This window comes from Streptomyces nogalater (assembly GCF_039532885.1).
GTDB classification, from domain to species: Bacteria; Actinomycetota; Actinomycetes; order Streptomycetales; family Streptomycetaceae; genus Streptomyces; species Streptomyces nogalater.
The window spans coordinates 19,074-39,939 of record NZ_BAAASM010000067.1 but is presented as its reverse complement, the minus strand read 5'-3'; the positions used below and the strand labels follow the sequence as shown (position 1 = coordinate 39,939).

Annotated in this window: 19 protein-coding genes; 9 read left to right on the top strand and 10 right to left on the bottom strand. The window is 72.9% G+C overall.

Features of this window, described 5'->3' with window-relative positions:
• Nucleotides 1-28: 28 nt before the first annotated feature.
• On the bottom strand, nucleotides 29-700 hold the full coding sequence (locus ABD350_RS33530) for a response regulator (RefSeq protein WP_344352787.1): 672 nt from the start codon (nucleotides 698-700) through the stop codon (nucleotides 29-31).
• A gap of 70 nt (nucleotides 701-770) precedes the next feature.
• The gene (locus ABD350_RS33525) at nucleotides 771-1,976 is read right to left on the bottom strand and encodes a sensor histidine kinase (protein ID WP_344352786.1); all 1,206 of its coding nucleotides are present in this window, start codon (nucleotides 1,974-1,976) and stop codon (nucleotides 771-773) included.
• Nucleotides 1,977-2,094: 118 nt separating this feature from the next.
• On the opposite strand from ABD350_RS33525, the gene ABD350_RS33520 reads away from it, so the two are divergent.
• Entirely contained in the window at nucleotides 2,095-3,264 is a 1,170-nt protein-coding gene (locus tag ABD350_RS33520) for an SAM-dependent methyltransferase (RefSeq protein ID WP_344352785.1), read from the top strand.
• Between the two features lie 24 nt (nucleotides 3,265-3,288).
• On the opposite strand, the gene ABD350_RS33515 is transcribed toward ABD350_RS33520, so the two are convergent.
• Entirely contained in the window at nucleotides 3,289-4,440 is a 1,152-nt protein-coding gene (locus ABD350_RS33515) for an NADH-quinone oxidoreductase subunit D (RefSeq protein WP_344352783.1), read from the bottom strand.
• A 31-nt stretch (nucleotides 4,441-4,471) separates the two neighbouring features.
• Between ABD350_RS33515 and ABD350_RS33510 the strand changes: the two genes are divergently transcribed.
• Nucleotides 4,472-4,975, top strand: coding sequence for a PH domain-containing protein (locus ABD350_RS33510; RefSeq protein WP_344352782.1), 504 nt, complete (start codon nucleotides 4,472-4,474; stop codon nucleotides 4,973-4,975).
• Between the two features lie 221 nt (nucleotides 4,976-5,196).
• A complete protein-coding gene (locus ABD350_RS33505; RefSeq protein WP_344352847.1) occupies nucleotides 5,197-6,516 on the top strand; it encodes a PH domain-containing protein in 1,320 nt (439 codons plus the stop codon).
• Nucleotides 6,517-6,602: 86 nt separating this feature from the next.
• Here ABD350_RS33505 and ABD350_RS33500 read toward each other — a convergent pair whose 3' ends face one another.
• Complete coding sequence (locus tag ABD350_RS33500; protein ID WP_344352781.1) at nucleotides 6,603-8,171, bottom strand: hypothetical protein; 1,569 nt, start codon at nucleotides 8,169-8,171, stop codon at nucleotides 6,603-6,605.
• A gap of 96 nt (nucleotides 8,172-8,267) precedes the next feature.
• Entirely contained in the window at nucleotides 8,268-9,392 is a 1,125-nt protein-coding gene (locus ABD350_RS33495; protein ID WP_344352779.1) for an alpha/beta hydrolase, read from the bottom strand.
• Between the two features lie 202 nt (nucleotides 9,393-9,594).
• Here ABD350_RS33495 and ABD350_RS33490 point away from each other — a divergent pair, with 202 nt between their 5' ends.
• The 6 genes from ABD350_RS33490 to ABD350_RS33465 all read left to right on the top strand — a co-directional run bounded on the left by ABD350_RS33490 (nucleotide 9,595) and on the right by ABD350_RS33465 (nucleotide 14,803).
• Nucleotides 9,595-11,430, top strand: coding sequence for a phosphatidylglycerol lysyltransferase domain-containing protein (locus ABD350_RS33490; RefSeq protein WP_382466849.1), 1,836 nt, complete (start codon nucleotides 9,595-9,597; stop codon nucleotides 11,428-11,430).
• 95 nt (nucleotides 11,431-11,525) lie between these two features.
• Nucleotides 11,526-12,440, top strand: a complete 915-nt coding sequence (gene folP, locus ABD350_RS33485) for a dihydropteroate synthase (RefSeq protein WP_344352775.1) — start codon at nucleotides 11,526-11,528, stop codon at nucleotides 12,438-12,440.
• Nucleotides 12,437-12,967 (top strand): nuclear transport factor 2 family protein, encoded by a 531-nt coding sequence (locus ABD350_RS33480; protein ID WP_344352773.1) that lies wholly within the window; start codon nucleotides 12,437-12,439, stop codon nucleotides 12,965-12,967. The genes folP and ABD350_RS33480 overlap by 4 nt, the downstream gene beginning before the upstream one ends.
• Nucleotides 12,968-13,269: 302 nt before the next feature.
• On the top strand, nucleotides 13,270-13,629 hold the full coding sequence (gene folB, locus ABD350_RS33475) for a dihydroneopterin aldolase (RefSeq protein WP_344352772.1): 360 nt from the start codon (nucleotides 13,270-13,272) through the stop codon (nucleotides 13,627-13,629).
• Entirely contained in the window at nucleotides 13,626-14,237 is a 612-nt protein-coding gene (gene folK, locus ABD350_RS33470) for a 2-amino-4-hydroxy-6-hydroxymethyldihydropteridine diphosphokinase (RefSeq protein ID WP_344352770.1), read from the top strand. Before folB ends, folK begins: the two co-directional genes overlap by 4 nt.
• 77 nt (nucleotides 14,238-14,314) lie before the next feature.
• A complete protein-coding gene (locus tag ABD350_RS33465; RefSeq protein WP_030781720.1) occupies nucleotides 14,315-14,803 on the top strand; it encodes a DUF3180 domain-containing protein in 489 nt (162 codons plus the stop codon).
• A gap of 25 nt (nucleotides 14,804-14,828) precedes the next feature.
• Here ABD350_RS33465 and folE read toward each other — a convergent pair whose 3' ends face one another.
• From folE to ABD350_RS33440, 5 genes are all read right to left on the bottom strand, one after another.
• The gene (gene folE, locus ABD350_RS33460; protein ID WP_344352769.1) at nucleotides 14,829-15,434 is read right to left on the bottom strand and encodes a GTP cyclohydrolase I FolE; all 606 of its coding nucleotides are present in this window, start codon (nucleotides 15,432-15,434) and stop codon (nucleotides 14,829-14,831) included.
• A gap of 134 nt (nucleotides 15,435-15,568) precedes the next feature.
• Nucleotides 15,569-17,608 (bottom strand): ATP-dependent zinc metalloprotease FtsH, encoded by a 2,040-nt coding sequence (gene ftsH / locus ABD350_RS33455; RefSeq protein ID WP_344352846.1) that lies wholly within the window; start codon nucleotides 17,606-17,608, stop codon nucleotides 15,569-15,571.
• 196 nt (nucleotides 17,609-17,804) lie between these two features.
• Nucleotides 17,805-18,365, bottom strand: coding sequence for a hypoxanthine phosphoribosyltransferase (gene hpt, locus ABD350_RS33450; protein WP_344352767.1), 561 nt, complete (start codon nucleotides 18,363-18,365; stop codon nucleotides 17,805-17,807).
• A gap of 125 nt (nucleotides 18,366-18,490) precedes the next feature.
• The gene (gene tilS / locus ABD350_RS33445; protein ID WP_344352765.1) at nucleotides 18,491-19,519 is read right to left on the bottom strand and encodes a tRNA lysidine(34) synthetase TilS; all 1,029 of its coding nucleotides are present in this window, start codon (nucleotides 19,517-19,519) and stop codon (nucleotides 18,491-18,493) included.
• Nucleotides 19,520-19,711: 192 nt separating this feature from the next.
• Nucleotides 19,712-20,845, bottom strand: coding sequence for a zinc-dependent metalloprotease (locus tag ABD350_RS33440; RefSeq protein WP_344352764.1), 1,134 nt, complete (start codon nucleotides 20,843-20,845; stop codon nucleotides 19,712-19,714).
• Between the last annotated feature and the right edge of the window lie 21 nt (nucleotides 20,846-20,866).

Sequence of the window (20,866 nt, the reverse complement as noted above, 5' to 3'; positions counted from 1 at the left end):
GCACCCGCGCGCGGGCCGGCCGTTCCGGTCAGCCGTGGCCGCCCGCGCGCACGAGTCCCGTCTCGTACGCCAGGACGACCACCTGCACCCGGTCCCTGAGGCCGAGCTTGGTCAGGATGCGGCCCACATGGGTCTTCACCGTCGCCTCGCTCAAGACCAGCCGCGCGGCGATCTCGCCGTTGGACAGGCCCTGCGCGACCAGCACCATGACCTCGCGCTCGCGCTCCGTGAGCCGTTCCAGCTCCTTGTGCCGGGGCTCCTTGCCGGTGGCGGGCAGCATCGGCGCGAAGCGGTCCAGCAGCCGCCGGGTGGTGGAGGGCGCGACGACCGCGTCACCGCTGTGCACGGCGCGGATCGCGGCCAGCAGGTCGCCGGGCGGCACGTCCTTGAGCATGAACCCGGAGGCGCCCGCCTTCAGCCCGGAGAAGGCGTACTCGTCCAGGTCGAACGTGGTCAGGATGAGCACCTTCGGCGGGTCGGGCTCGGAGCAGATCCGCCGGGTGGTCTCCACGCCGTCCAGCTTCGGCATCCGGACGTCCATCAGGATGACGTCGACGGCGGTGGACCGCAGCACCTGGAGGGCCTCCACGCCGTCGCCCGCCTCCGCCACGACATCCATGTCCGGCTGGGCGGCGAGCACCATCCGGAACCCGGTGCGCAGCAGCACCTGGTCGTCGACGAGCATCACGCGGATCGTCATCGGGTCCTCTTCCGTGTCTTTCGGTTGCCGTCTTGGTCTGCGGTGGGGCGCGCGGGGGCGTGCGGTGGGGTCAGTGCGCCGGCTTGAGCGGCAGCAGGGCGCTGATGCGGAATCCTCCGCCGGGGCGCGGCCCCGCGTCCAGCGTGCCGCCGACCATGCCGACGCGCTCGCGCATGCCGATCAGGCCGTGCCCCCGGCCGTCGGCGCCGCCCTCCTCGTACAGCTCGTGCGGGGCGCCCTTGCCGTCGTCCTCGACCAGCAGGCCCAGGCCGTCGTCGAAGTAGACCAGCCGTACGCTCGCGCCCGCGTTGGGTCCGCCGTGCTTGCGGGTGTTGGTGAGCGCCTCCTGCACGATCCGGTACGCGGTCAGCTCCACCCCGCTGGGCAGCGGGCGCGGGGTGCCCTCCACCTTGAAGTCGACCGGCAGGCCGGAGCTGCGGCACTGCTCGACGAGGTCGTCGATCTGCTCGACGTCGGGCTGCGGGACGTACTCCCCGGTCTCCTGGTGCTCACCGGTGCGCAGCACACCCAGCAGGCGGCGCATCTCGGCCAGGGCCTGGCGGCCGGTGGAGGAGATCGTCTCCAGGGCCTTCTTCGCCTGGTCGGGGGCGGTGTCCATGACGTAGTTGGCGCCGTCGGCCTGCACCACCATCACCGACACGTTGTGCGCGACCACGTCGTGCAGCTCGCGCGCGATCCGGGCGCGCTCGGCGGCGACCGCGACCTTCGCCTGCGCCTCGCGCTCCTTCTCCAGGCGGGCCGCGCGCTCCTCCAGCTGGGCGAAGTAGGCCCGCCGGGTGCGCATGGAGTCACCGAGCACCCAGGCGAGCGCGAAGGGCACCGTCTGGAAGACGGCGATGGCGACCTGCCCGGCGAAACTGGCCTGCTCCTGCGGCCAGCGGATCTGGGCCGCGGCCGCCGCGCAGAGGCTGACGGCGAGGGCCAGCCGGGAGGACCAGCGCGCCCCGATCGCCGCGACCGTGTACGTGATCACGAGCATGGCGAAGTCGGCGACGGTCGTCTCGACGTCCAGGACCAGCTGGGCCAGCCCGGTCACCACGGCGACCAGCAGCATCGGCTCCGGGAAACGGCGGCGCAGCGCCACGACCACGCACAGGACGGCGGACACGGCCAGACCGGCGGGCAGCGACCCGTGGTGGTCCGGCGACCCGTCGAAACTGACCTCGCTCATCCCGGACATCCCGAACAGGACGACCGCCCAGAAGGTGTCGACCCCGGTCGGGTGGCGGCGGAGGAAGTCATAGAGGCGCTGCACGTAACCCAGCGTAGGGAAACCGGGTGCGTGTAGGGGTCAACCGAAGGGCCGATCCGTGCCCGGCGCGCGTACTCCGCAAGGTGGATGTCGTGATCATCTGTGCGCCTAGTCTGGCCCCGTGACGGATGAGACGACGGCGGGGGAATCCCCCGGGGACCCCGGCCCGCGCGGCCGGCGCGGCTGGCGCGCGGCGGCGGAGGCGGCACTGTACGGACCGGACGGCTTCTACCGGCGCCCGGAGGGCCCGGCCGGTCACTTCCGTACCTCCGTGCACGCCTCGCCGCTGTTCGCGCGGGCCGTGGCCCGGCTGCTGTGCCGGGTCGACGCCGCGCTCGGCCGGCCCGCCGGGCTGGACTTCGTCGACATGGGCGCCGGGCGGGGCGAGCTGGTCCGCGGGGTGCTCGCCGCGCTGCCGGCCGAGGTGGCCGCGCGCACGCGCGCGTATGCCGTCGAGATCGCCGGCCGCCCGGCCGGCCTGGACGAACGGATCGTCTGGCGGAACGGCATCCCGGACGAGGTCACCGGGCTGCTGTTCGCCAACGAGTGGCTGGACAACGTCCCTGTGGACGTCGTGGAGGTGGACGCGGCCGGCGTGCCCCGGCTGGTCCTCGTCGGGGACGACGGCTCCGAGCGGCTCGGGGAGCCGGTGACGGGGGCGGCGGCCGACTGGCTCGCGCGCTGGTGGCCGCTGCCGGCCGAGGAAGGGCTGCGGGCGGAGATCGGGCTGCCCCGGGACGAGGCCTGGGCGTCGGCCGTGGCCCGGGTGGCCCGGGGACTCGCGGTGGCCGTGGACTACGCGCACACCAGGGACACCCGCCCGCCCTTCGGGACGCTCACCGGCTTCCGGCAAGGACGCGGGACGGCGCCCGTGCCGGACGGCTCGTGCGACATCACGGCGCACGTCGCGCTGGACGCGTGCGCGGCGGCACCGAGCGCCTCGTACGCGTCGTACGCGCCGCGCAGGGCGAGCACGGCAAGCACGCCGCACACGACCCGCACGCCGTCGGCTCCGGCGCAGGCGTCCTCCGGGGCAGCCCACGGGACGCCCGAAACGGCGCGCGAACTGTCCGGCCCGCGTCTGCTCACGCAGCGCGCCGCCTTGCGCGCCCTGGACATCACCGGCGCACGCCCCCCGCTCACGCTGGCCTCCACGGACCCCGCCGGCTATGTACGCGCCCTCGCGAGCGCCGGGGAGGCCGCCGAGCTCACGGCGGCGGGCGGCCTCGGCGACTTCGGCTGGCTGCTCCAGCCGGTCGGCATCCCGGACCCCCTGGAACCGGGCTCGTAGACCCGCGGGCAGGCCCCGCCCGGCCTACTTGTCGATATCTCCGACCACGAAGAACATCGAGCCCAGGATCGCGACCATGTCCGCCACCAGCGTCCCCGGCAGCAGCTCGGTCAGCGCCTGGATGTTGTTGTACGAGGCCGAGCGCAGCTTCAGCCGGTACGGGGTCTTCTCGCCCTTGCTCACCAGGTAGTAGCCGTTGATGCCGAGCGGGTTCTCGGTCCACGCGTAGGTGTGCCCCTCGGGCGCCTTCAGCACCTTCGGCAGCCGCTGGTTGATCGGCCCGGGCGGCAGCTGGGCGAGCCGGTCCAGGCAGGCGTCGGCGAGGTCCAGGGCGTTGTGGGTCTGCCCCAGCAGCACCTCGAAGCGGGCGAGGCAGTCGCCCTCGGTGCGGGTCACCACCCTCAGCACGTCCTGGAGATCGCCGTAGGCCAGGTACGGCTCGTCGCGGCGCAGGTCGAAGTCGACGCCCGAGGCGCGCGCGATGGGCCCGCTCACGCCGTAGGCGTGCACCGCCTCGGGCGCGAGCGCCCCCACGCCGCGCGTGCGCCCCCGGAAGATCTCGTTGCCGAGCACCAGGTCGTCGAAGACGTCCATGCGCGAGCGCACCGCGGCGACGGCCTCACGCGCGCGTGCCGTCCAGCCCGCCGGCAGGTCCTCCTTGAGGCCGCCGACACGGTTGAACATGTAGTGCATGCGCCCGCCGGAGACCTCCTCCATGACGTTCTGGAGCACCTCGCGCTCCCGGAACGCGTAGAACACCGGGGTGATCCCGCCCAGCTCCAGCGGGTAGGAGCCGAGGAACATCAGGTGGTTCAGCACCCGGTTCAGCTCGGCGAGCAGGGTGCGCGTCCACACCGCCCGCTCGGGGACCTCCATGCCGAGCATCCGCTCCACGGCGAGGACCACGCCCAGCTCGTTGGAGAACGCCGACAGCCAGTCGTGGCGGTTGGCGAGCACGATGATCTGCCGGTAGTCGCGCGCCTCGAAGAGCTTCTCGGCACCCCGGTGCATGTATCCGATCACCGGCTCCGCGCGCACGATGCGCTCGCCGTCCAGCACGAGCCTGAGCCGCAGCACGCCGTGCGTGGACGGGTGCTGGGGCCCGATGTTGAGCACCATGTCGGTGCTCTCCGCCGCACCGCCGATGCCGACCGTGGTCTCCGTCGTAGGAGTCATGGGCCCAGTTTCCCCTACGTAGGCTGGGCTCATGGAAACGGGGAGCCTGGACGGGACCGGAGCACCGGCGGACCAGCCGGTGTGGCGGCGGCCGGAGCCGGGGCTGCTGCGGGTGCGACGGCTGCTGCTGACGGTGTGGGCGGGGGTGTTCGCGGTGGCGGCCGGGCTGCTGCCGGGGCTCTTCGCGGGCCCGACGTGGGCCGCGTGCGCGCTGTTGCCACCGGTGTGCGCCGCCGTGTGCTGGCGGCTGCTGGAACGCAACTGGCGCTCCTGGCGGTACGCCGAGCGCGCCGACGACCTGCTGATCAGCCGCGGTGTCCTGTGGCGCGAGGAGACGGTGGTGCCGTACGGGCGGATGCAGCTGGTGGAGGTGACCTCCGGGCCCGTGGAGCGGCGCTTCGGGCTGGCCACCGTACAGCTGCACACGGCCGCCGCCGCGACCGACGCGACCATCCCCGGCCTCGACCCGGCCGAGGCGGAACGGCTGCGCGACCGGCTCACCGAGCTGGGCGAGGCCCGATCGGCGGGCCTGTGAAGTTCCCGGAACGGGCCGAGGGCGCGCACGACGGCATACCCGGGCGGGCCGAGGGCGCGCACGACCGCATCCCTGGGCGGGCCGACGGCACGGACACCGGCATACCCGGGCGGGCCGACGGCACGGACACCGGCGTGCCGGAGCGGGCCGGGGGAACGGCCGGTGGCACGCCCGAGCGGGCCGGGGAAACGGCCGGTGGCACGCCCGAGCGGGCTGAGAGCGTGGACGGTGGTGTGCCGGAGCGCGCGCCCGTCATCGAGCGCCGGCTGCACCCGGTCACGCCCCTGCGCCGGGCGTGGGCGCCCCTCGCCGTGCTGGCCGGCTGGGCGGCGCACGACCCGAACGGCGCGCAGGAGCAGCTCTCCCGGCTCACGGACACCATGCTCCTGCTGGGGCTCGCGGTACTGGTGCCGGCGGCCGGCCTCTACGGCTTCCTGTCCTGGTGGTTCACGCACTACGCGGTCACCGACACCGAACTGCGGATCCGCACCGGACTGCTGTTCCGGCGCACCGCGCACATCCGGCTGGAGCGCGTCCAGGCCGTGGACGTCTCCCGCCCGCTCCTCGCGCGCGTGGCGGGCGTCGCCAAGCTGCGCATCGACGTCGTAGGCACCGACGACAAGGACGAACTGGCCTTCCTGAGCGAGCGCGAGGCGCGCGCCCTGCGCGCGGAGCTCCTCGCGCGCGCGGCGGGTTTCGCCCCCGAGACGGCGCGCGAGGTCGGAGAGGCACCGGCGCACGTCCTGCTGCGCGTGCCCCCGCGCGAGCTGGCACGCTCCCTGCTGCTGACGGGCGCCACCTGGGGCTCGCTGTGCGCCGCGCTGGTCGTACCGACCGTGCTGTGGCTCGTCACGCACAGCCCGTGGACGGTCCTCGCCACCGCGCTGCCGCTGCTCGGCACCGCCGGGGCGAGCAGCGCGGGCCGGTTCGTCACCGAGTTCGACTGGACGGTGAGCGAGTCCCCGGACGGGCTGCGCATCGACCGCGGACTGCTGGACCGCGCCCACGAGACGGTGCCGCCCGGCCGGGTGCAGACGGTACGGATCGTGGAACCGCTGCTGTGGCGGCGGCGCGGCTGGGTCCGGGTGGAACTCGACGTGGCCGGATCGGACAACTCCGTGCTGATACCGGTCGCCCCGCGCGCGGTCGCCGAGTCGGTCCTGGCGCGGGTGCTGCCCGGGACGTCGGTGCCGTCGGAGCTGTCGCCGGCGCCGCGCCGGGCCCGCTGGTGCCGGCCGGTGTGGTGGCGCGGGCACCGGCTCGCGGTCACCGGCCCGGTGTTCGCCGCCCGCAGCGGCCTGCTGTGCCGCCGGCTCTCGCTGGTCCCGCACGCCAAGGTGCAGAGCGTACGGCTCACCCAGGGGCCCTGGGAGCGCCGCTGGGGCCTCGCCGACGTACACGTGGACACCGGGGCCGACAAGACCGTCACGGCCCGGCTGCGCGACGCCGGGGAGGCCGCGCGGCTCCTCGCCGAGCAGGCGGAGCGGTCCCGTACGGGCCGCAAGGACGCCCCGCCGGACCGCTGGATGACAGCGGGCTGACCGGCGCGCGATCCTCGGGGCCGGCACGCCGCGGGCCCGGCCTCCCGCCGGGGAGGCCGGGCCCGTTCGGTGCCGGCGCCGGTGGCTCAGGAGGCCGCGCTGCGCAGCCCCTGTACGTCGATCTGCTCGGTCTCGTCGTGCGCCGTCAGGTCGATGATCTGGCCGGCCCCCCGGGACCGCTCGTCGGCGGGCTTGAACCCGGCCTCGGCCTCGGCCTTGTGCACGGCGAGCGCCTCGGGGCCCACGACGTCGGCCAGGTCCTCGTTCTGCACGGAGTCCAGCGCCGCCTTCGGGGTGCCCTTCTGCGTGCCGAAGAAGTCGAACCCGCCCCCGGTCACCGGCCGCCGCGCGGGCGCGGCCGGCACGACGGCCACGGCGGGCGGCACCCCGAGGTTCCCGGCGGGCGGCACCACGGCCCCGGCCCCGGCCGGCGGTACGGCGTCGTGCGGACGGCCCATGGCGCCCTCCGCCTGGTCGGCGGCGCCGGGCCGGGAGGCGGCAGCCGGGGTGTCGGACACGGCGACCTGCGCGGAAACCCGGGCTGATCCGGCAACCGGAGCCGGAGAGACAGCCGGAGCGGAAGCGGACCCCGCAACCGGAGCGGACCCGGCTACCGAAGCCACCCCGGCCTGAGCCACGAACCCGGTGTCGGGAGTGGGAGTGGGAGTGGGAGGAGGAGGGGAAGCGGGAGCGCCCGCCGGCCCCGTAACGGACGGGTCGGCAGCGGGTCCGGCGGTGACCTGTCCGCCGTCGGCGGCCTCCGGTCCGGACACCCGCGCCGGACCGGCCTCGGGCGCCGCCACACCAGGCGCCACCGCACCAGGCGTCGCCGTCCCACCGGGTATCCCCGCTCCAGACTTACCAGCCGAGGGTTCCGACGCCCCGGCTTCCCCCGTCACGACCTCGGCCGCCCCCGGTTCGTCCCCCTCGGAACCGGTCTCCGCCGCCGGGCCCCCCTTGTCCTGCGGGCCCTCCTTGTCCGCCGGGCCCCCCTTGCCCTCAGGGCCGTCACCGGGCTCGCCCGGGGTCTCCCGTTCGAGGCGGGCCAGTGCCGTCAGGGCCCGCCGGTACAGCCGGGCGCCCTCGGGAGAGAACACCGCGGGCGCCACCGGGGCGGCCTCGGCGGGCCCGGAGGGCTCGCCGCGGCGGGCGGGCGGCAGGGCCGGGGCCGACGCCCGCGCGGGCCCCGGCTCCGGTGCCGTCGCTTCGAGTTCCAGCAGCCGGCGGCCCTCCAGGGCGCTGGCCCGCTCGGTCTCGGCGGTGGCGTACCGGCGCAGCAGGGCCGCGTGCTCGTTGCGCAGGCCGGCCAGCTCGGCGCGCTTGGCGCGCAGCCGCTGCTCCAGCTTCGCGCGCAGTTCGCGGGACTCCTCCAGGTCGGTCTCCAGTTCGGCGACCCGTTCCTCGAAGCGCCATTCGTCACCGGCACGCGCGCGCGTGAGCTCGGCGACCTGCCGGCCCGCCTGCACGTCCCAGCGGCGCATCACGAACGCGCCGACGACCGCCGTCGCCGCTGCCGCGGCGGCCAGCGCGCGCAACACGGCGGCCTCGGAGAACACCCAGGGAGCCGACGCACAGACGACGGAGACGCCGGCGATCGCCGAGGGAGGCAACAGCCGGTGCAGAGGAGAGGAATGGCGGTGGCGTCCACGTGGCATGGCCAGAAACTTACCGCGCGTAGGTGAATCATGTGCCCCGGCCCGTAAAAACACGGCCACACCAAGGGTCTCACGAGGCGTCAGGGACCGCGCGGCTCAGTGGTCGGTCAGCCGCCCGCTGATCCACTGGAGGGTCGGCGGGATCTCGCGCCGCCAGGTGTTGAAGTTGTGACCGCCGCTGTCGAGGATGATCGACGAGATCCGGGTCCGGTCGGTGGCCTGCACCCGCTGGATGAAGTCCATCGTGGACTTGTAGTTGTGCTCGCCGACCTTGCTGCTGGTGACGAGCAGCGAGGTGTCCGGCGCGGGCTCGTGCCGCAGCAGCCAGAACAGGTCCGCGCGGTTGCGCAGCTTGGCGTCGCCGTGGAAGAGGTCGCCGGTCGTGGGGTCGATCGGCGCCTTGTAGTACGGCGACAGGCCCGCGCCGGCCGCGTACACGCGCGGGTGGTGCATGGCGAGCTTGAGCGCGCAGTAGCCGCCGGTGGAGTCGCCGATGATGCCCCAGCCGCCCGGCCGCTTGCCGGCCCGGTAGTGACCGAGTACGGCCTCCGGCAGATCCTTGGCGAAGAACGTCTCCGTCTGCGGCCCGCCCGGGATGTCCACGCACTCGGTGTCGCGCGGCGGCGCCACGGTCGGCCGCAGCATGACCAGGATCATCGGCTGCACGCGCCCGTCCCTGGCCAGCCGCTGCGCGGTGCTCGGATAGTTCAGCTTGTCCACCAGCGACCGCGCGGTGCCCGGGTAGCCGGTCAGCACGACGGCCGTCGGGAACGTGCGCGTGCGGTACTGCGGCTGGAAGTACTCCGGCGGCAGGTACACGTACGCCGGGGTGGCGATGTGCGTCGTACGGCCGACGATGTCCACCTTCTGGATCTGCCCGCCCCGCTCCGGCCGCGCGGCGCGCACGCCGGGCACCTCGGAGGTGGAGACCACCTGGAGCGGGCCGCCACCACCGTGGACCGAGTGGTCGACCACCACGCCCTGCCCGGTCTCGGTGCCGAACAGGTCGGCCCAGCTGGCGTAGAAGCCGAAGGCCTGGTTGGCGGCGAGGCCGACGGAGGCGAAGAGTGCCACCTGGGTGGCCAGCAGCAGACCGACGCGTCCGCTGACGGTCCGCCAGTGCTGCCGGGACAGGCGTGGCCACAGCCACACCGTGCCGATGAACAGCACGGCGGCGATCACTATCGCCAGCCACAGCACTTTGTTGCTCGTGAGACCCATGGGCTGTTTCCTGTCCGCGCTTTCCGCCCGTGCCGTACCCACGCCTGGTGCGCGTGCTTGCCCGGGGCTTTCCTTGGCCGTTGACCCGACTTTCCGGTGGGGAGTGAACCTCCCTCCCCCAGACACCGTCCTAGAGGGCGCAATGTCGCCGGATGCCCCGATGGCACCGGATTCAAGGTCTCTCGCTGAACTACGGGATGCGATGTCTGTCAGGATAGATGGGGAAGTGTCGGACGGGGTTCCGGGCCGATCCGGCCGCGGGCGGCGCCTGCTGCGCGGTCCGCGCCCCGAGGCCGTTCCCGTTCTGGTCGGCCGGGCGGCCACGCTCGTGGGCCTCCTGGACATCGCCGCGGGTGTCTTCCCGCGCTTCAGGCACAGCCGTATGCACGCCCTGGCCGAGGTGCTGCCGGGCTCGTTCGGGCCGTTCGCGGCGGCGCTCTCGCTCAGCGCGGGCGTGCTGTTGCTGCTGCTCGCGCACGGGCTCAAGCGGCGCAAGCGCCGGGCGTGGCGGGCCGCGGTGGCCCTGCTCCCGGCGGGCGCGGCGGCACAGTTCGCCTACCGGCACTCGCTCGTCGGCGCGCTCATCGCGGTCGCCCTGCTGATACCGCTGCTGCGCCACCGGGACCAGTTCGCCGCCCTGCCCGATCCGCGCAGCCGGTGGCGCGCCCTCGCCAACTTCGTGCTCATGAGCGCCGGTTCGCTCCTGCTCGGACTCGTCATCGTCAGCGTCCACCCGGGCCGGACGATCGGCGACCCGAGCCTGGCCGACCGGCTGACGCACGTCATCTACGGCCTGTTCGGCTTCGAGGGCCCGGTCGACTACCAGGGCAACACGTCCTGGACGGTCGCCTTCTCGCTCGGCGCGCTCGGTTGGATCACCGCGGTCACCACCATCTACCTGGCCTTCCGCCCGGAGCACCCGGCCGCCCGCCTCACCGAGGAGGACGAGGAGAAGCTGCGCGCCCTGCTGGCCAGGCACGGCGGGCGGGACTCGCTCGGCCACTTCGCGCTGCGCCGCGACAAGGCGGTGGTGTTCTCGCCGAGCGGCAAGGCCGCGGTCACCTACCGGGTCGTCTCCGGTGTGATGCTCGCCAGCGGCGACCCCATCGGGGACGTCGAGGCCTGGCCGGGCGCCATCGAGCGCTTCATGGACGAGGCCCGGGCCCACTCCTGGACGCCCGCCGTCATGGGCTGCTCGGAGACCGGCGGCGAGGTGTGGACCCGTGAGACCGGCCTGGACGCCCTGGAACTGGGCGACGAGGCGGTGGTGGACGTGGCGGATTTCTCGCTCGCCGGACGCGCGATGCGCAATGTGCGCCAGATGGTCAAGCGCATCGAGCGGGCCGGCTACGAAACCCGGGTGCGGCGCATCCGTGACCTGGGCGAGGCCGAGCTGGAGCGGATCCGCCGGGCGGCGGAGGACTGGCGCGGCACGGACACCGAGCGCGGCTTCTCCATGGCGCTCGGCCGCATCGGCGACCCGGCCGACGGCGACTGCCTGATCGCCACCGCGCACAAGCAGGACGACGAACCGGGCGAGTACGGCGACCTGAAGGCGATCCTGCACTTCGTGCCGTGGGGCAAGGACGGCGTCTCGCTGGACCTGATGCGCCGCGACCGCGCCGCCGACCCCGGCATGAACGAACTGCTGATCGTCGCCGCCCTCCAGGCCGCCCCGAGGTTCGGCATCACCCGGGTCTCGCTGAACTTCGCGATGTTCCGCTCCGCCCTCGCGCGGGGGGAGAAGATCGGCGCCGGCCCGGTGCTGCGCGCCTGGCGCGGGCTGCTGGTGTTCCTCTCGCGCTGGTTCCAGATCGAGTCGCTGTACAAGTTCAACGCCAAGTTCCAGCCGCGCTGGGAGCCGCGGTTCGTGGTCTACCGGGCCCCCGCCGACCTGCCCCGCATCGGCTTCGCCGCCATGCAGGCGGAGGGCTTCGTCAACCTGGCCGTGCCGCTGCCGCGCTTCCTGCGCCGGCGCCGCCCGGCGCCCGGACGCCCGTGCGGGCACGTGGGCGAACGGGACGTCCGGGCCGCCTGAGCCCCGCGCGCCGGACGCCACGGCCCGCGGACCGGCCCCCTCGGAGAGGGGGCCGCCGCGCGTTTGCGGCACCGGCCTGGGCCTACGCTGAACGTATGAACAGCATCAGCGGGCGCGGCCGGGTGGCCGGCCTTCCGGCATGGGACCGGTGCGCGGTCATGGGGGTCGTGAACGTGACCCCCGACTCCTTCTCCGACGGCGGCCGCTGGTTCGACACCACCGTCGCCGTCAAGCACGGCCTGGACCTGGTCGCCGAAGGAGCGGACCTGGTCGACGTGGGCGGCGAGTCCACCCGGCCCGGCGCCACCCGCGTGGACGAGGCCGAGGAGCTGCGCCGGGTCGTCCCCGTGGTGCGCGGCCTGGCCTCGGAGGGAGTCGTCGTCTCCGTCGACACCATGCGCGCCTCCGTCGCCGAACAGTCCCTCGCGGCCGGCGCCGCCCTCGTCAACGACGTCAGCGGCGGTCTGGCCGACCCCGCGATGATCCCGGTGGTGGCCGCCGCGGGCGCCCCCTTCGTCGTGATGCACTGGCGCGGCTTCCTCCAGGGCGGCAACGTCAAGGGTGTCTACACGGACGTCGTCGCCGAGGTCGTCCGGGAGCTGCACGCGCGCGTGGAGGCCGTCCTGGCCGGCGGCGTAGCCCCGGACCGCGTCGTCGTCGACCCGGGCCTGGGCTTCTCCAAGGAGGCCGAGCACGACCTCGCCCTCCTCGCCCACCTGGACCGGTTGCGCGCCCTCGGGCACCCGCTGCTGGTCGCCGCCTCGCGCAAGCGGTTCCTCGGCCGGGTGCTGGCCGGCCCGGAGGGCGCGCCCCCGCCGGCCCGGGAGCGGGACGCGGCCACGGCCGCCGTCTCCGCGCTCGCCGCGCACGCCGGCGCGTGGGCGGTGCGCGTCCACGAGGTACGTGCCACGGCGGACGCGGTACGGGTCGCACGGGCCGTGGAGGAGGCGCGCGACACGGAGCGCGCGCCGGGCGCGGACGGCGGACACGGGCCGGAAGGAGCCCGGTGAGCGCCCCCCACACGGACGTCGAGCAGGTGGAAGCCGCCAACACCGCCTTCTACGAGGCGCTGGAACGCGGCGACTTCGAAGAGGTCTCGGCGCTCTGGCTGACGCCCGCGGACCTGGGCGTGGACGAGACGTACCACGACCCGGCGGACAGCGGGGTGATCTCCTGTGTACACCCCGGCTGGCCGGTGCTGACCGGCCGCGGCGAGGTCCTCAGGTCGTACGCCCTGATCATGGCGAACACCGACTACATCCAGTTCTTCCTCACCGATGTGCACGTCTCCGTGACCGGCGACACCGCGCTGGTGACCTGCACGGAGAACATCCTCAGCGGCGGGCCCGCCCCGGAGGAGGGCGCGGAGCTGGGACCGCTGGTCGGCCAGCTCGTCGTCGCCACGAACGTGTTCCGGCGCACCCCCTCGGGCTGGAAGCTGTGGTCGCACCACGCCTCCCCCGTCCTGGCCGAGAGCGCCGAGGACGACGACTCCGGTGGGAACGGCGTGGACCCGGACGACGGCCCCCTCGCCTGACCGGCTGTCCGCCGCACACGACGGCGGACCGACCGGTGGACCGACCGTGGACCGACCGTGGACCGACCGGTGGAAACCGGCACGTGGTTGGAATCACCTACCCCCGGGTAGAAGCGGCTACCAGCCCGTACAGTGCCGGGTTCCCCAGGGGAAACCCCCGGTGAACCCTCCGGGTTCCGGCCAGGGCCACCGCCCCCGCGGCCGGGCTCTGTCGGTGCCCGCGGGTAGATTCGTCTGAGACCGGTGTGCCGCCCGCACGCGGCACGGGCCGGTCCTTCCCGACGATTGCAGGAGTGATTCGCGTGGATCGTGTCGCGCTGCGCGGCCTCAAGGCCCGTGGGCACCACGGGGTGTTCCCCAAGGAGCGCGAGGAGGGCCAGACCTTCATCGTGGACCTCGTCCTCGGCCTGGACACCCGGCCGGCCGCGGCCGACGACGACCTGGCGAAGACCGTGCACTACGGCATCGTGGCCGAGGAGGTCGTGGCCGTGGTCGAGGGCGATCCGGTGGACCTCATCGAGACCCTCGCCGAGCGGATCGCCCGGACCTGCCTGAAGCACGAAGGGGTCGAGGAGGTCGAGGTGTGCGTCCACAAACCGGACGCGCCGATCACCGTCCCCTTCGACGACGTGACCGTCACCATCACCCGGAGCCGAGTATGACCCGACCTTTCCGCCAGGGTCACAGCGACCCGACCGTCCAGCCGGTACCCGCCGCGGTCGTCGAGAAGGTGGACGCCGCCGACACGACCCTGCACAACCCCCAGTGGGCCGTGATCTCCCTCGGCTCCAACCTCGGCAACCGCCTGGAGACCCTCCAGGGCGCCGTGGACGCCCTGGAGGACACCCCGGGCGTCCGGGTCAAGGCCGTCTCGCCGGTGTACGAGACGGAGCCGTGGGGCGTCGAGCCCGGCAGCCAGCCGTCGTACTTCAACGCGGTCGTGGTCCTGAAGACGACGCTGCCCCCCGCCTCCCTGCTGGAGCGGGCGCACGCCGTCGAAGAGGCCTTCCACCGCGTGCGGGACGAGCGCTGGGGCCCGCGCACGCTCGACGTCGACATCGTCGCCTACGCCGATGTCACCTCCGACGACCCGCAGCTCACCCTGCCCCACCCCCGCGCCCACGAGCGCGCCTTCGTGCTGGCGCCCTGGCACGACGTGGACCCCGGGGCCGAACTCCCCGGCCGCGGCGCGGTCGCCGAACTGCTGTCCACGATCACCCGTAAGGGTGTGGCGCACCGGCAGGATCTGGAACTCCGGCTGCCCGAGTAGTCGTTAAGGTCGAGACGGGTCGCGACCAAGACGACCACCGTCCGGGACGGCCCGGGGGAAACAACTGAAGGGACACCGTGAGAGAGCTGCGCATCAGGGTGCTGGCGGGCGTGTTCGTCGTGGCCGGCGTCCTGTCCTGGGCGGGCGCCCGCCTCTGGAACTCGATCGGGACCCTCCCGAGCGTCCCCCTGGCCGCCCCCGTGGTCCTCGCGCTGATCGCGGTGGTGCTGCTCTCTACGGCGCTCTCGCTGCGCGCCCGGCTGAAGGCCCAGCGCGAGCGCCGGCCGGGCGCCAAGGGCGTCGACCCGCTGATGGCCGCCCGGGCGGTCGTCTTCGGCCAGGCCAGCGCCCTGGTCGCGGCCCTCGTCGCCGGCATGTACGGCGGCACGGGCGTCTTCCTGCTGGAGCTGCTGGACTTCCCGGCCCGCCGCGACCAGGCGATCTACGCCGGATTCTCGGCCCTGGCCGGCTTCGGCGTGATAGCGGCCGCCCTGTTCCTGGAGCGGGTGTGCAGGCTCCCCGAGGACGACGACCAGAACCCGCCGGGGGCGCAGCCGGCGGCCTGACCGCCGGCCCCGCCCGGCGGCCGGGTCAGCGCGCCATGATCAGGCTCATGGCCTCGTTGCGCGTGGCGACATCGCGCAGCTGACCGCGCACGGCGGACGTTATGGTCTTCGCGCCCGGCTTGCGGATACCGCGCATCGACATGCACATGTGCTCGCACTCGACGACGACGATGACGCCCCGCGGCTCCAGGATCTCCATCAGGGAGTCCGCGATCTGCGTGGTGAGGCGCTCCTGCACCTGCGGCCGGCGGGCGTAGACGTCGACGAGACGGGCGAGCTTGGACAGCCCGGTGATCTTGCCGGTCTCGGACGGGATGTAGCCGACGTGGGCGATGCCCCGGAACGGCACCAGGTGGTGCTCGCAGGTCGAGTACACCTCGATGTCCTTCACCAGGACCATCTCGTCGTGCCCGAGGTCGAACGTCGTCGTCAGGACGTCCTCCGGCTGCTGCCACAGGCCGGCGAAGATCTCCCGGTAGGCGCGCGCGACCCGGGCCGGTGTCTCCCGCAGCCCCTCGCGGTCCGGGTCCTCCCCGACCGCGATCAGCAGCTCGCGTACGGCGTTCTCGGCGCGCTTCTCGTCGAATTCGCCGATGCGGCCCTCGCCGTCCAGCGTCACCGGGTCGGTCATCTGGTTCCTCGTTCCCGCGCCATGACGCGCGTGTGTCTCGCGTTCCGAAACTGCGGACATGCGAAATGCCGCGCCCCCAGGCTAGAACCTGGGGGGCGCGGCATTCATTCCGGCCCGTGGTGTCCGCGGGGCGGTCAGCTCTCGGGGCGGTCCTCCGGGGACTGCTCCGTCACCGGGGCGGACTCCGTCGCCGTCGACTTGGCGGTGCTGATCGACGCTGTCGCGCCGTTCGCTCCGTTGGTCAGTGCCAGCTCCTTCGGGGAGAGCACCGGCGGGCGGGTGGACGGGGTGCGGCGCGAGGAACCGGTCCAGGCGGGCCGCGGCGGGCGCTTGACGATCGGGGCGAAGATCTCGGCGATCTCCTCCTTGCCCAGGGTCTCCTTCTCCAGCAGCTGGAGAACGAGGTTGTCGAGCACGTCGCGGTTCTCGACCAGGATTTCCCAGGCCTCGTTGTGCGCGGTCTCGATGAGCTTCTTGACCTCTTCGTCGACCAGCGCGGCGACCTCTTCCGAGTAGTCCCGCTGGTGGGCCATCTCACGGCCGAGGAACGGCTCGCTGTTGTCGCCGCCGAACTTGATCGCGCCGAGACGCTCGGTCATGCCGTACTGGGTGACCATCGCGCGGGCCAGGTTGGTGGCCTTCTCGATGTCGTTCGCGGCACCGGTGGTCGGGTCGTGGAAGACCAGTTCCTCGGCCGCCCGGCCGCCCAGCATGTAGGCGAGCTGGTCGAGCATCTCGTTGCGGGTGGTCGAGTACTTGTCCTCGTCCGGCAGGACCATCGTGTAACCGAGGGCACGGCCACGGGACAGGATCGTGATCTTGTGGACCGGGTCGGAGTTCGGCGAGGCCGCCGCGACCAGGGCGTGACCGCCCTCGTGGTACGCGGTGATCTTCTTCTCCTTGTCCGACATGATCCGGGTCCGCTTCTGCGGGCCCGCCACCACGCGGTCGATCGCCTCGTCCAGCGCCTTGTTGTCGATCAGCTTCTGGTCGCCGCGGGCGGTGAGCAGCGCGGCCTCGTTCAGCACGTTGGCGAGGTCGGCGCCGGTCATGCCCGGAGTACGGCGGGCCACGGCGGACAGGTCGACATCGGGCGCGACCGGCTTGCCCTTCTGGTGGACCTTGAGGATCTCCAGACGGCCCTGGAGGTCCGGCGGGTCGACCGCGATCTGCCGGTCGAAGCGGCCCGGGCGCAGCAGCGCCGGGTCGAGGATGTCCGGCCGGTTGGTGGCGGCGATCAGGATCACGCCGCCCTTGACGTCGAAGCCGTCCATCTCGACCAGCAGCTGGTTCAGGGTCTGCTCGCGCTCGTCGTGACCGCCGCCGAGGCCGGCGCCGCGGTGGCGGCCGACCGCGTCGATCTCGTCCACGAAGACGATCGCCGGGGCGTTCGCCTTGGCCTGCTCGAACAGGTCACGCACACGGGAGGCACCGACACCGACGAACATCTCGACGAAGTCGGAACCGGAGATCGAGTAGAACGGGACGCCCGCCTCGCCCGCGACGGCCCGCGCGAGCAGGGTCTTGCCGGTACCCGGGCGGCCGTAGAGCAGCACGCCCTTGGGGATCTTGGCGCCGACGGCCTGGAACTTGGCCGGCTCCTGGAGGAACTCCTTGATCTCCTGGAGCTCCTCGACGGCCTCGTCACAGCCGGCGACGTCGGAGAAGGTCGTCTTCGGGGTGTCCTTGGTGATGAGCTTCGCCTTGGACTTGCCGAAGTTCATGACCCGGGAGCCGCCGCCCTGCATCTGATTCATCAGGAACAGGAAGACGACCACGATCAGGACGAAGGGGAGCAGGGAGAGCAGGACGCCGACGAACGGGTTCTGCTTGGACGGCGAGACCGTGTAGCCGTCCGTGATCTGCTTTTCCTGGTACTTGTTCTGCAGCGTCCCGGCGAGCTGCACACCCTGGTCGCCGATGTAGCTCGCCTGGATCTTCGAGCTGCCCTCGACCTTGTAGCCGTCCTTGAGCGTGACCTTGATGCTCTGCTCGTCACCGGTGGTGAGCTTGGCCGACTCGACCTTGTTCGCGTTGATCGCCGCCACGACCTGGCCGGTGTCCACCGTCTTGTAGCCGCCGGACGAGCCGACGACCTGCATCAACACGACCACGGCAAGGACGGCCAGCACGATCCACATGACCGGCCCACGGAAGTATCGCTTCACGTCCATCCATACGGAGCGGTGCCGCCCCGTCCCTCCTGCCATAGTGAGTTTGATAAGACAGTTCTTCTGACGGTACCCCAGCATTGTTGCCCGAAGCCGCACGGAGCGGATTCGACGGCTGGGAAAACCCGTCCCCGCTTGCTTCAACGGCGCGGAACCCGCTGGGGTTCCCGATCGTCCTACAGGGCTTGGGCCGACTGGCTCAGCCGCCGTAGACGTGAGGCGCGAGCGTACCGACGAACGGCAGGTTGCGGTACTTCTCGGCGTAGTCGAGGCCGTAGCCGACGACGAACTCGTTCGGGATGTCGAAGCCGACCCACTCCACGTCGATGGCGACCTTGGCGGCGTCCGGCTTGCGCAGCAGCGTGCACACCTTCAGGGAGGCGGGCTCGCGGGAGCCGAGGTTGTTGATCAGCCAGGACAGGGTCAGGCCGGAGTCGATGATGTCCTCGACGATCAGGACGTGCCGGCCCTTGATGTCGGTGTCGAGGTCCTTGAGGATGCGGACCACACCGGAGGACTGGGTGCCCGCGCCATAGGAGGACACGGCCATCCAGTCCATGGTGACGGGGGTGGACAGCGCCCGGGCGAGGTCCGCCATGACCATCACCGCGCCCTTGAGGACACCGACGATGAGCAGGTCCTTGCCCGTGTACTCCGCGTCGATCTTCGCGGCCAGCTCGGCCAGCTTCGCGTCGATCTCTTCCTTGGTGATGAGCACCCGCTGGAGGTCGGCACCCATGTCTTTCGCGTCCACCCGCATCACTTTCGGTCGTCCCGCACTTACGGCCGCGTGTGCGGCCACCGGCTGCGGCCGCGTGTACGGCCCCGGGGGCCGCCCGGCCCGCCGGAGGGCACCGGGTGTGGGCACTCCGCGGGGGCCGGTCGTCAGCCTTGCCGAATCACCAGTCTGCCACCCTGCCGCTGGGCGACGACCCTGCCCGGGAGATTGATGGCTCCCTGGCCGCGCCAGCCGGTGATCAGGCGGTCGACTTCCTCGATGTGGCGGGCGAACAGCGCACCGGCCGGGGCTCCCGCCTCGATGGCCGCGCGGCGCAGGATCCGGCGGCGTACGGCGGGCGGCAGGGCGTACAGCTTGGCGCACTCCAGCAGGCCGGCCGCGTCCCGTACGGAGGCCTCGGCCTGCCTGGCCCAGGTGTCCAGGGCGTCGGCGTCGTCGCGGGAGAGCTGGGCGGTACGGGCCAGCGCCTCCACCACGCCCTTGCCGAGGGCCTTCTCCAGGGCGGGCAGCCCCTCGTGCCGCAGCCGGGAGCGGGTGTAGGCCGGGTCGGTGTTGTGCGGGTCGTCCCAGACCGGCAGGGACTGGACCATGCAGGCCTTGCGGGCGGTCTGCCGGTCCAGGTGCAGGAAGGGCCGCCGGTAACGGCCGCCGGCCCCCGAGACCGCGGCCATGCCGGAGAGGGAGCGGATGCCGGAGCCGCGGGCGAGCCCCAGCAGGACGGTTTCGGCCTGGTCGTCGCGGGTGTGGCCGAGCAGGATCGCGGCGGCGCCGTGGCGTTCGGCGGCGGCGTCCAGGGCGGCGTAGCGGGCGTCCCGGGCGGCGGCCTCGGGGCCGCCCTCGCGGCCGACGGTCACCGCGACGGACTCCACCGGGTCCAGGCCCAGCTCGCGCAGGCGCAGGACGACCTCCTCGGCGCGGAGGTCGGAGCCGGCCTGGAGGCCGTGGTCGACGGTGACCCCGCCGGCGCGGACGCCGAGCTTGGGGGCCTCGAAGGCGAGGGCGGAGGCGAGGGCCATGGAGTCGGCGCCGCCGGAGCACGCGACGAGGACGAGCGGGGAGGGGAGCCGCTCGGCCGTCCGGCCCGCGGACGCGCGGGAAGTCTGGTCGTTCAGGATGTCGTGAAGGACGCGGCGGACCGCCAGGCGTATCGCCGCGACCGCAGGATGGGGACCCATGTCCGGTTCCCTTCATGAAGTTTTCCGGGGGGTGTTCCCGGGTCGGTCACTCAGAGTGTGTAAATGGTGACAGAACCGGGGCGTTCCCCGAGCATCGCACGCCTACGCATGGCATACGGTCCCTCGGACGGGTGATTGGAGGGGCGTTCGCCTGCCGTCGGCCGGATTCTCTTCACGACTCCGCCCTGCCGTTCACCCCTCGGCCCTGCCGTGCACCCGCGCGACCCAGTCCGCCGGTTTGGCGATCTCCGCCTTGGTGGGAAGGGTGTTGGGCGAGGTCCACACGCGGTTGAAGCCGTCGGTGCCGACCTGCTCCACGACGGCTCGCACGAACCGTTCGCCGTCGCGGTACTGCCTCAGTTTGGCATCCAGACCCAGCAGCTTGCGCAGGGCCGCGTCCAGGCGGGAGGCACCCTTGGCGCGGCGCTGCTGGAACTTCTCGCGGATCTCGGCGACGGACGGCACGACGCTGGGGCCGACGCCGTCCATGACGTAGTCGGCGTGGCCCTCCAGCAGGGACATCACTGCGGTGAGCCGGCCGAGGACCTCCCGCTGGGCCGGGGTCTGCACCAGTTCCACGAAGGAGCGCCCGCCGTCCTCCTCCTCGCCCTCGGGACGGCCGCCGGCCAGGGACTGGGCCGCGTCCCGGATGCGCTCCAGGAAGGTCATCGGGTCGACGTCGGTCTCCGCGAGGAACGACTGGATCTCGCCCTCCAGGTGGTCGCGCAGCCAGGGCACGGCGGTGAACTGGGTGCGGTGGGTCTCCTCGTGCAGGCACACCCACAGGCGGAAGTCGTGCGGCTCGACGTCGAGTTCGCGCTCCACGTGGACGATGTTGGGTGCCACCAGCAGCAGCCGGCCGCCGCCGTTTCCGCCGGCCGGCAGATCGCGGCCGGCCGGGGCGAAGGTCTCGTACTGGCCGAGGACGCGGGAGGACAGGAACGACAGGAGCATGCCCAGCTCGACGCCGGTGACCTTGCCGCCGACGGCGCCCAGGACCGCGCCGCCCGGGCCGCCGCCGCGCCGTTCCTGCATCTTCTCCAGCAGCGGTTTGAGGATCTCCCGGAAGCCCGCGACGTTGGCGCGGACCCAGCCGGGGCGGTCCACGACGAGGACGGGGGTGTCGTGGGTCTCCTCCGTGCCCATCCGCGTGAAGCCCCGGACGTGTTCCTCCGAGGCCTTCGCGTGCCGGCGCAGCTCGGCGACGACGGCCCTGGCCTCGTCGCGGCTGACGTCGGGGCCGGGCCGTACGAGCCGTGTCGCGGTCGCCACGGCGAGGTTCCAGTCGACCATCCCGGGAGATGCGGTGCCACCGAAGCCAGTCATGCTGTCAACCGTACGTGAGCG

Coding starts and splice junctions, on each gene's coding strand:
- ABD350_RS33515 (WP_344352783.1), bottom strand. CDS start 4,440: ATGACTCCTACGACGGAGACCACGGTCGGCATCGGCGGTGCGGCGGAG.
- ABD350_RS33440 (WP_344352764.1), bottom strand. CDS start 20,845: ATGACTGGCTTCGGTGGCACCGCATCTCCCGGGATGGTCGACTGGAAC.
- folK (WP_344352770.1), top strand. CDS start 13,626: ATGACCCGACCTTTCCGCCAGGGTCACAGCGACCCGACCGTCCAGCCG.
- ABD350_RS33490 (WP_382466849.1), top strand. CDS start 9,595: ATGTCTGTCAGGATAGATGGGGAAGTGTCGGACGGGGTTCCGGGCCGA.
- ABD350_RS33500 (WP_344352781.1), bottom strand. CDS start 8,171: ATGCCACGTGGACGCCACCGCCATTCCTCTCCTCTGCACCGGCTGTTG.
- ABD350_RS33495 (WP_344352779.1), bottom strand. CDS start 9,392: ATGGGTCTCACGAGCAACAAAGTGCTGTGGCTGGCGATAGTGATCGCC.
- folP (WP_344352775.1), top strand. CDS start 11,526: ATGAACAGCATCAGCGGGCGCGGCCGGGTGGCCGGCCTTCCGGCATGG.
- ABD350_RS33510 (WP_344352782.1), top strand. CDS start 4,472: ATGGAAACGGGGAGCCTGGACGGGACCGGAGCACCGGCGGACCAGCCG.
- hpt (WP_344352767.1), bottom strand. CDS start 18,365: ATGCGGGTGGACGCGAAAGACATGGGTGCCGACCTCCAGCGGGTGCTC.
- folE (WP_344352769.1), bottom strand. CDS start 15,434: ATGACCGACCCGGTGACGCTGGACGGCGAGGGCCGCATCGGCGAATTC.
- ftsH (WP_344352846.1), bottom strand. CDS start 17,608: ATGGACGTGAAGCGATACTTCCGTGGGCCGGTCATGTGGATCGTGCTG.
- tilS (WP_344352765.1), bottom strand. CDS start 19,519: ATGGGTCCCCATCCTGCGGTCGCGGCGATACGCCTGGCGGTCCGCCGC.
- ABD350_RS33530 (WP_344352787.1), bottom strand. CDS start 700: ATGACGATCCGCGTGATGCTCGTCGACGACCAGGTGCTGCTGCGCACC.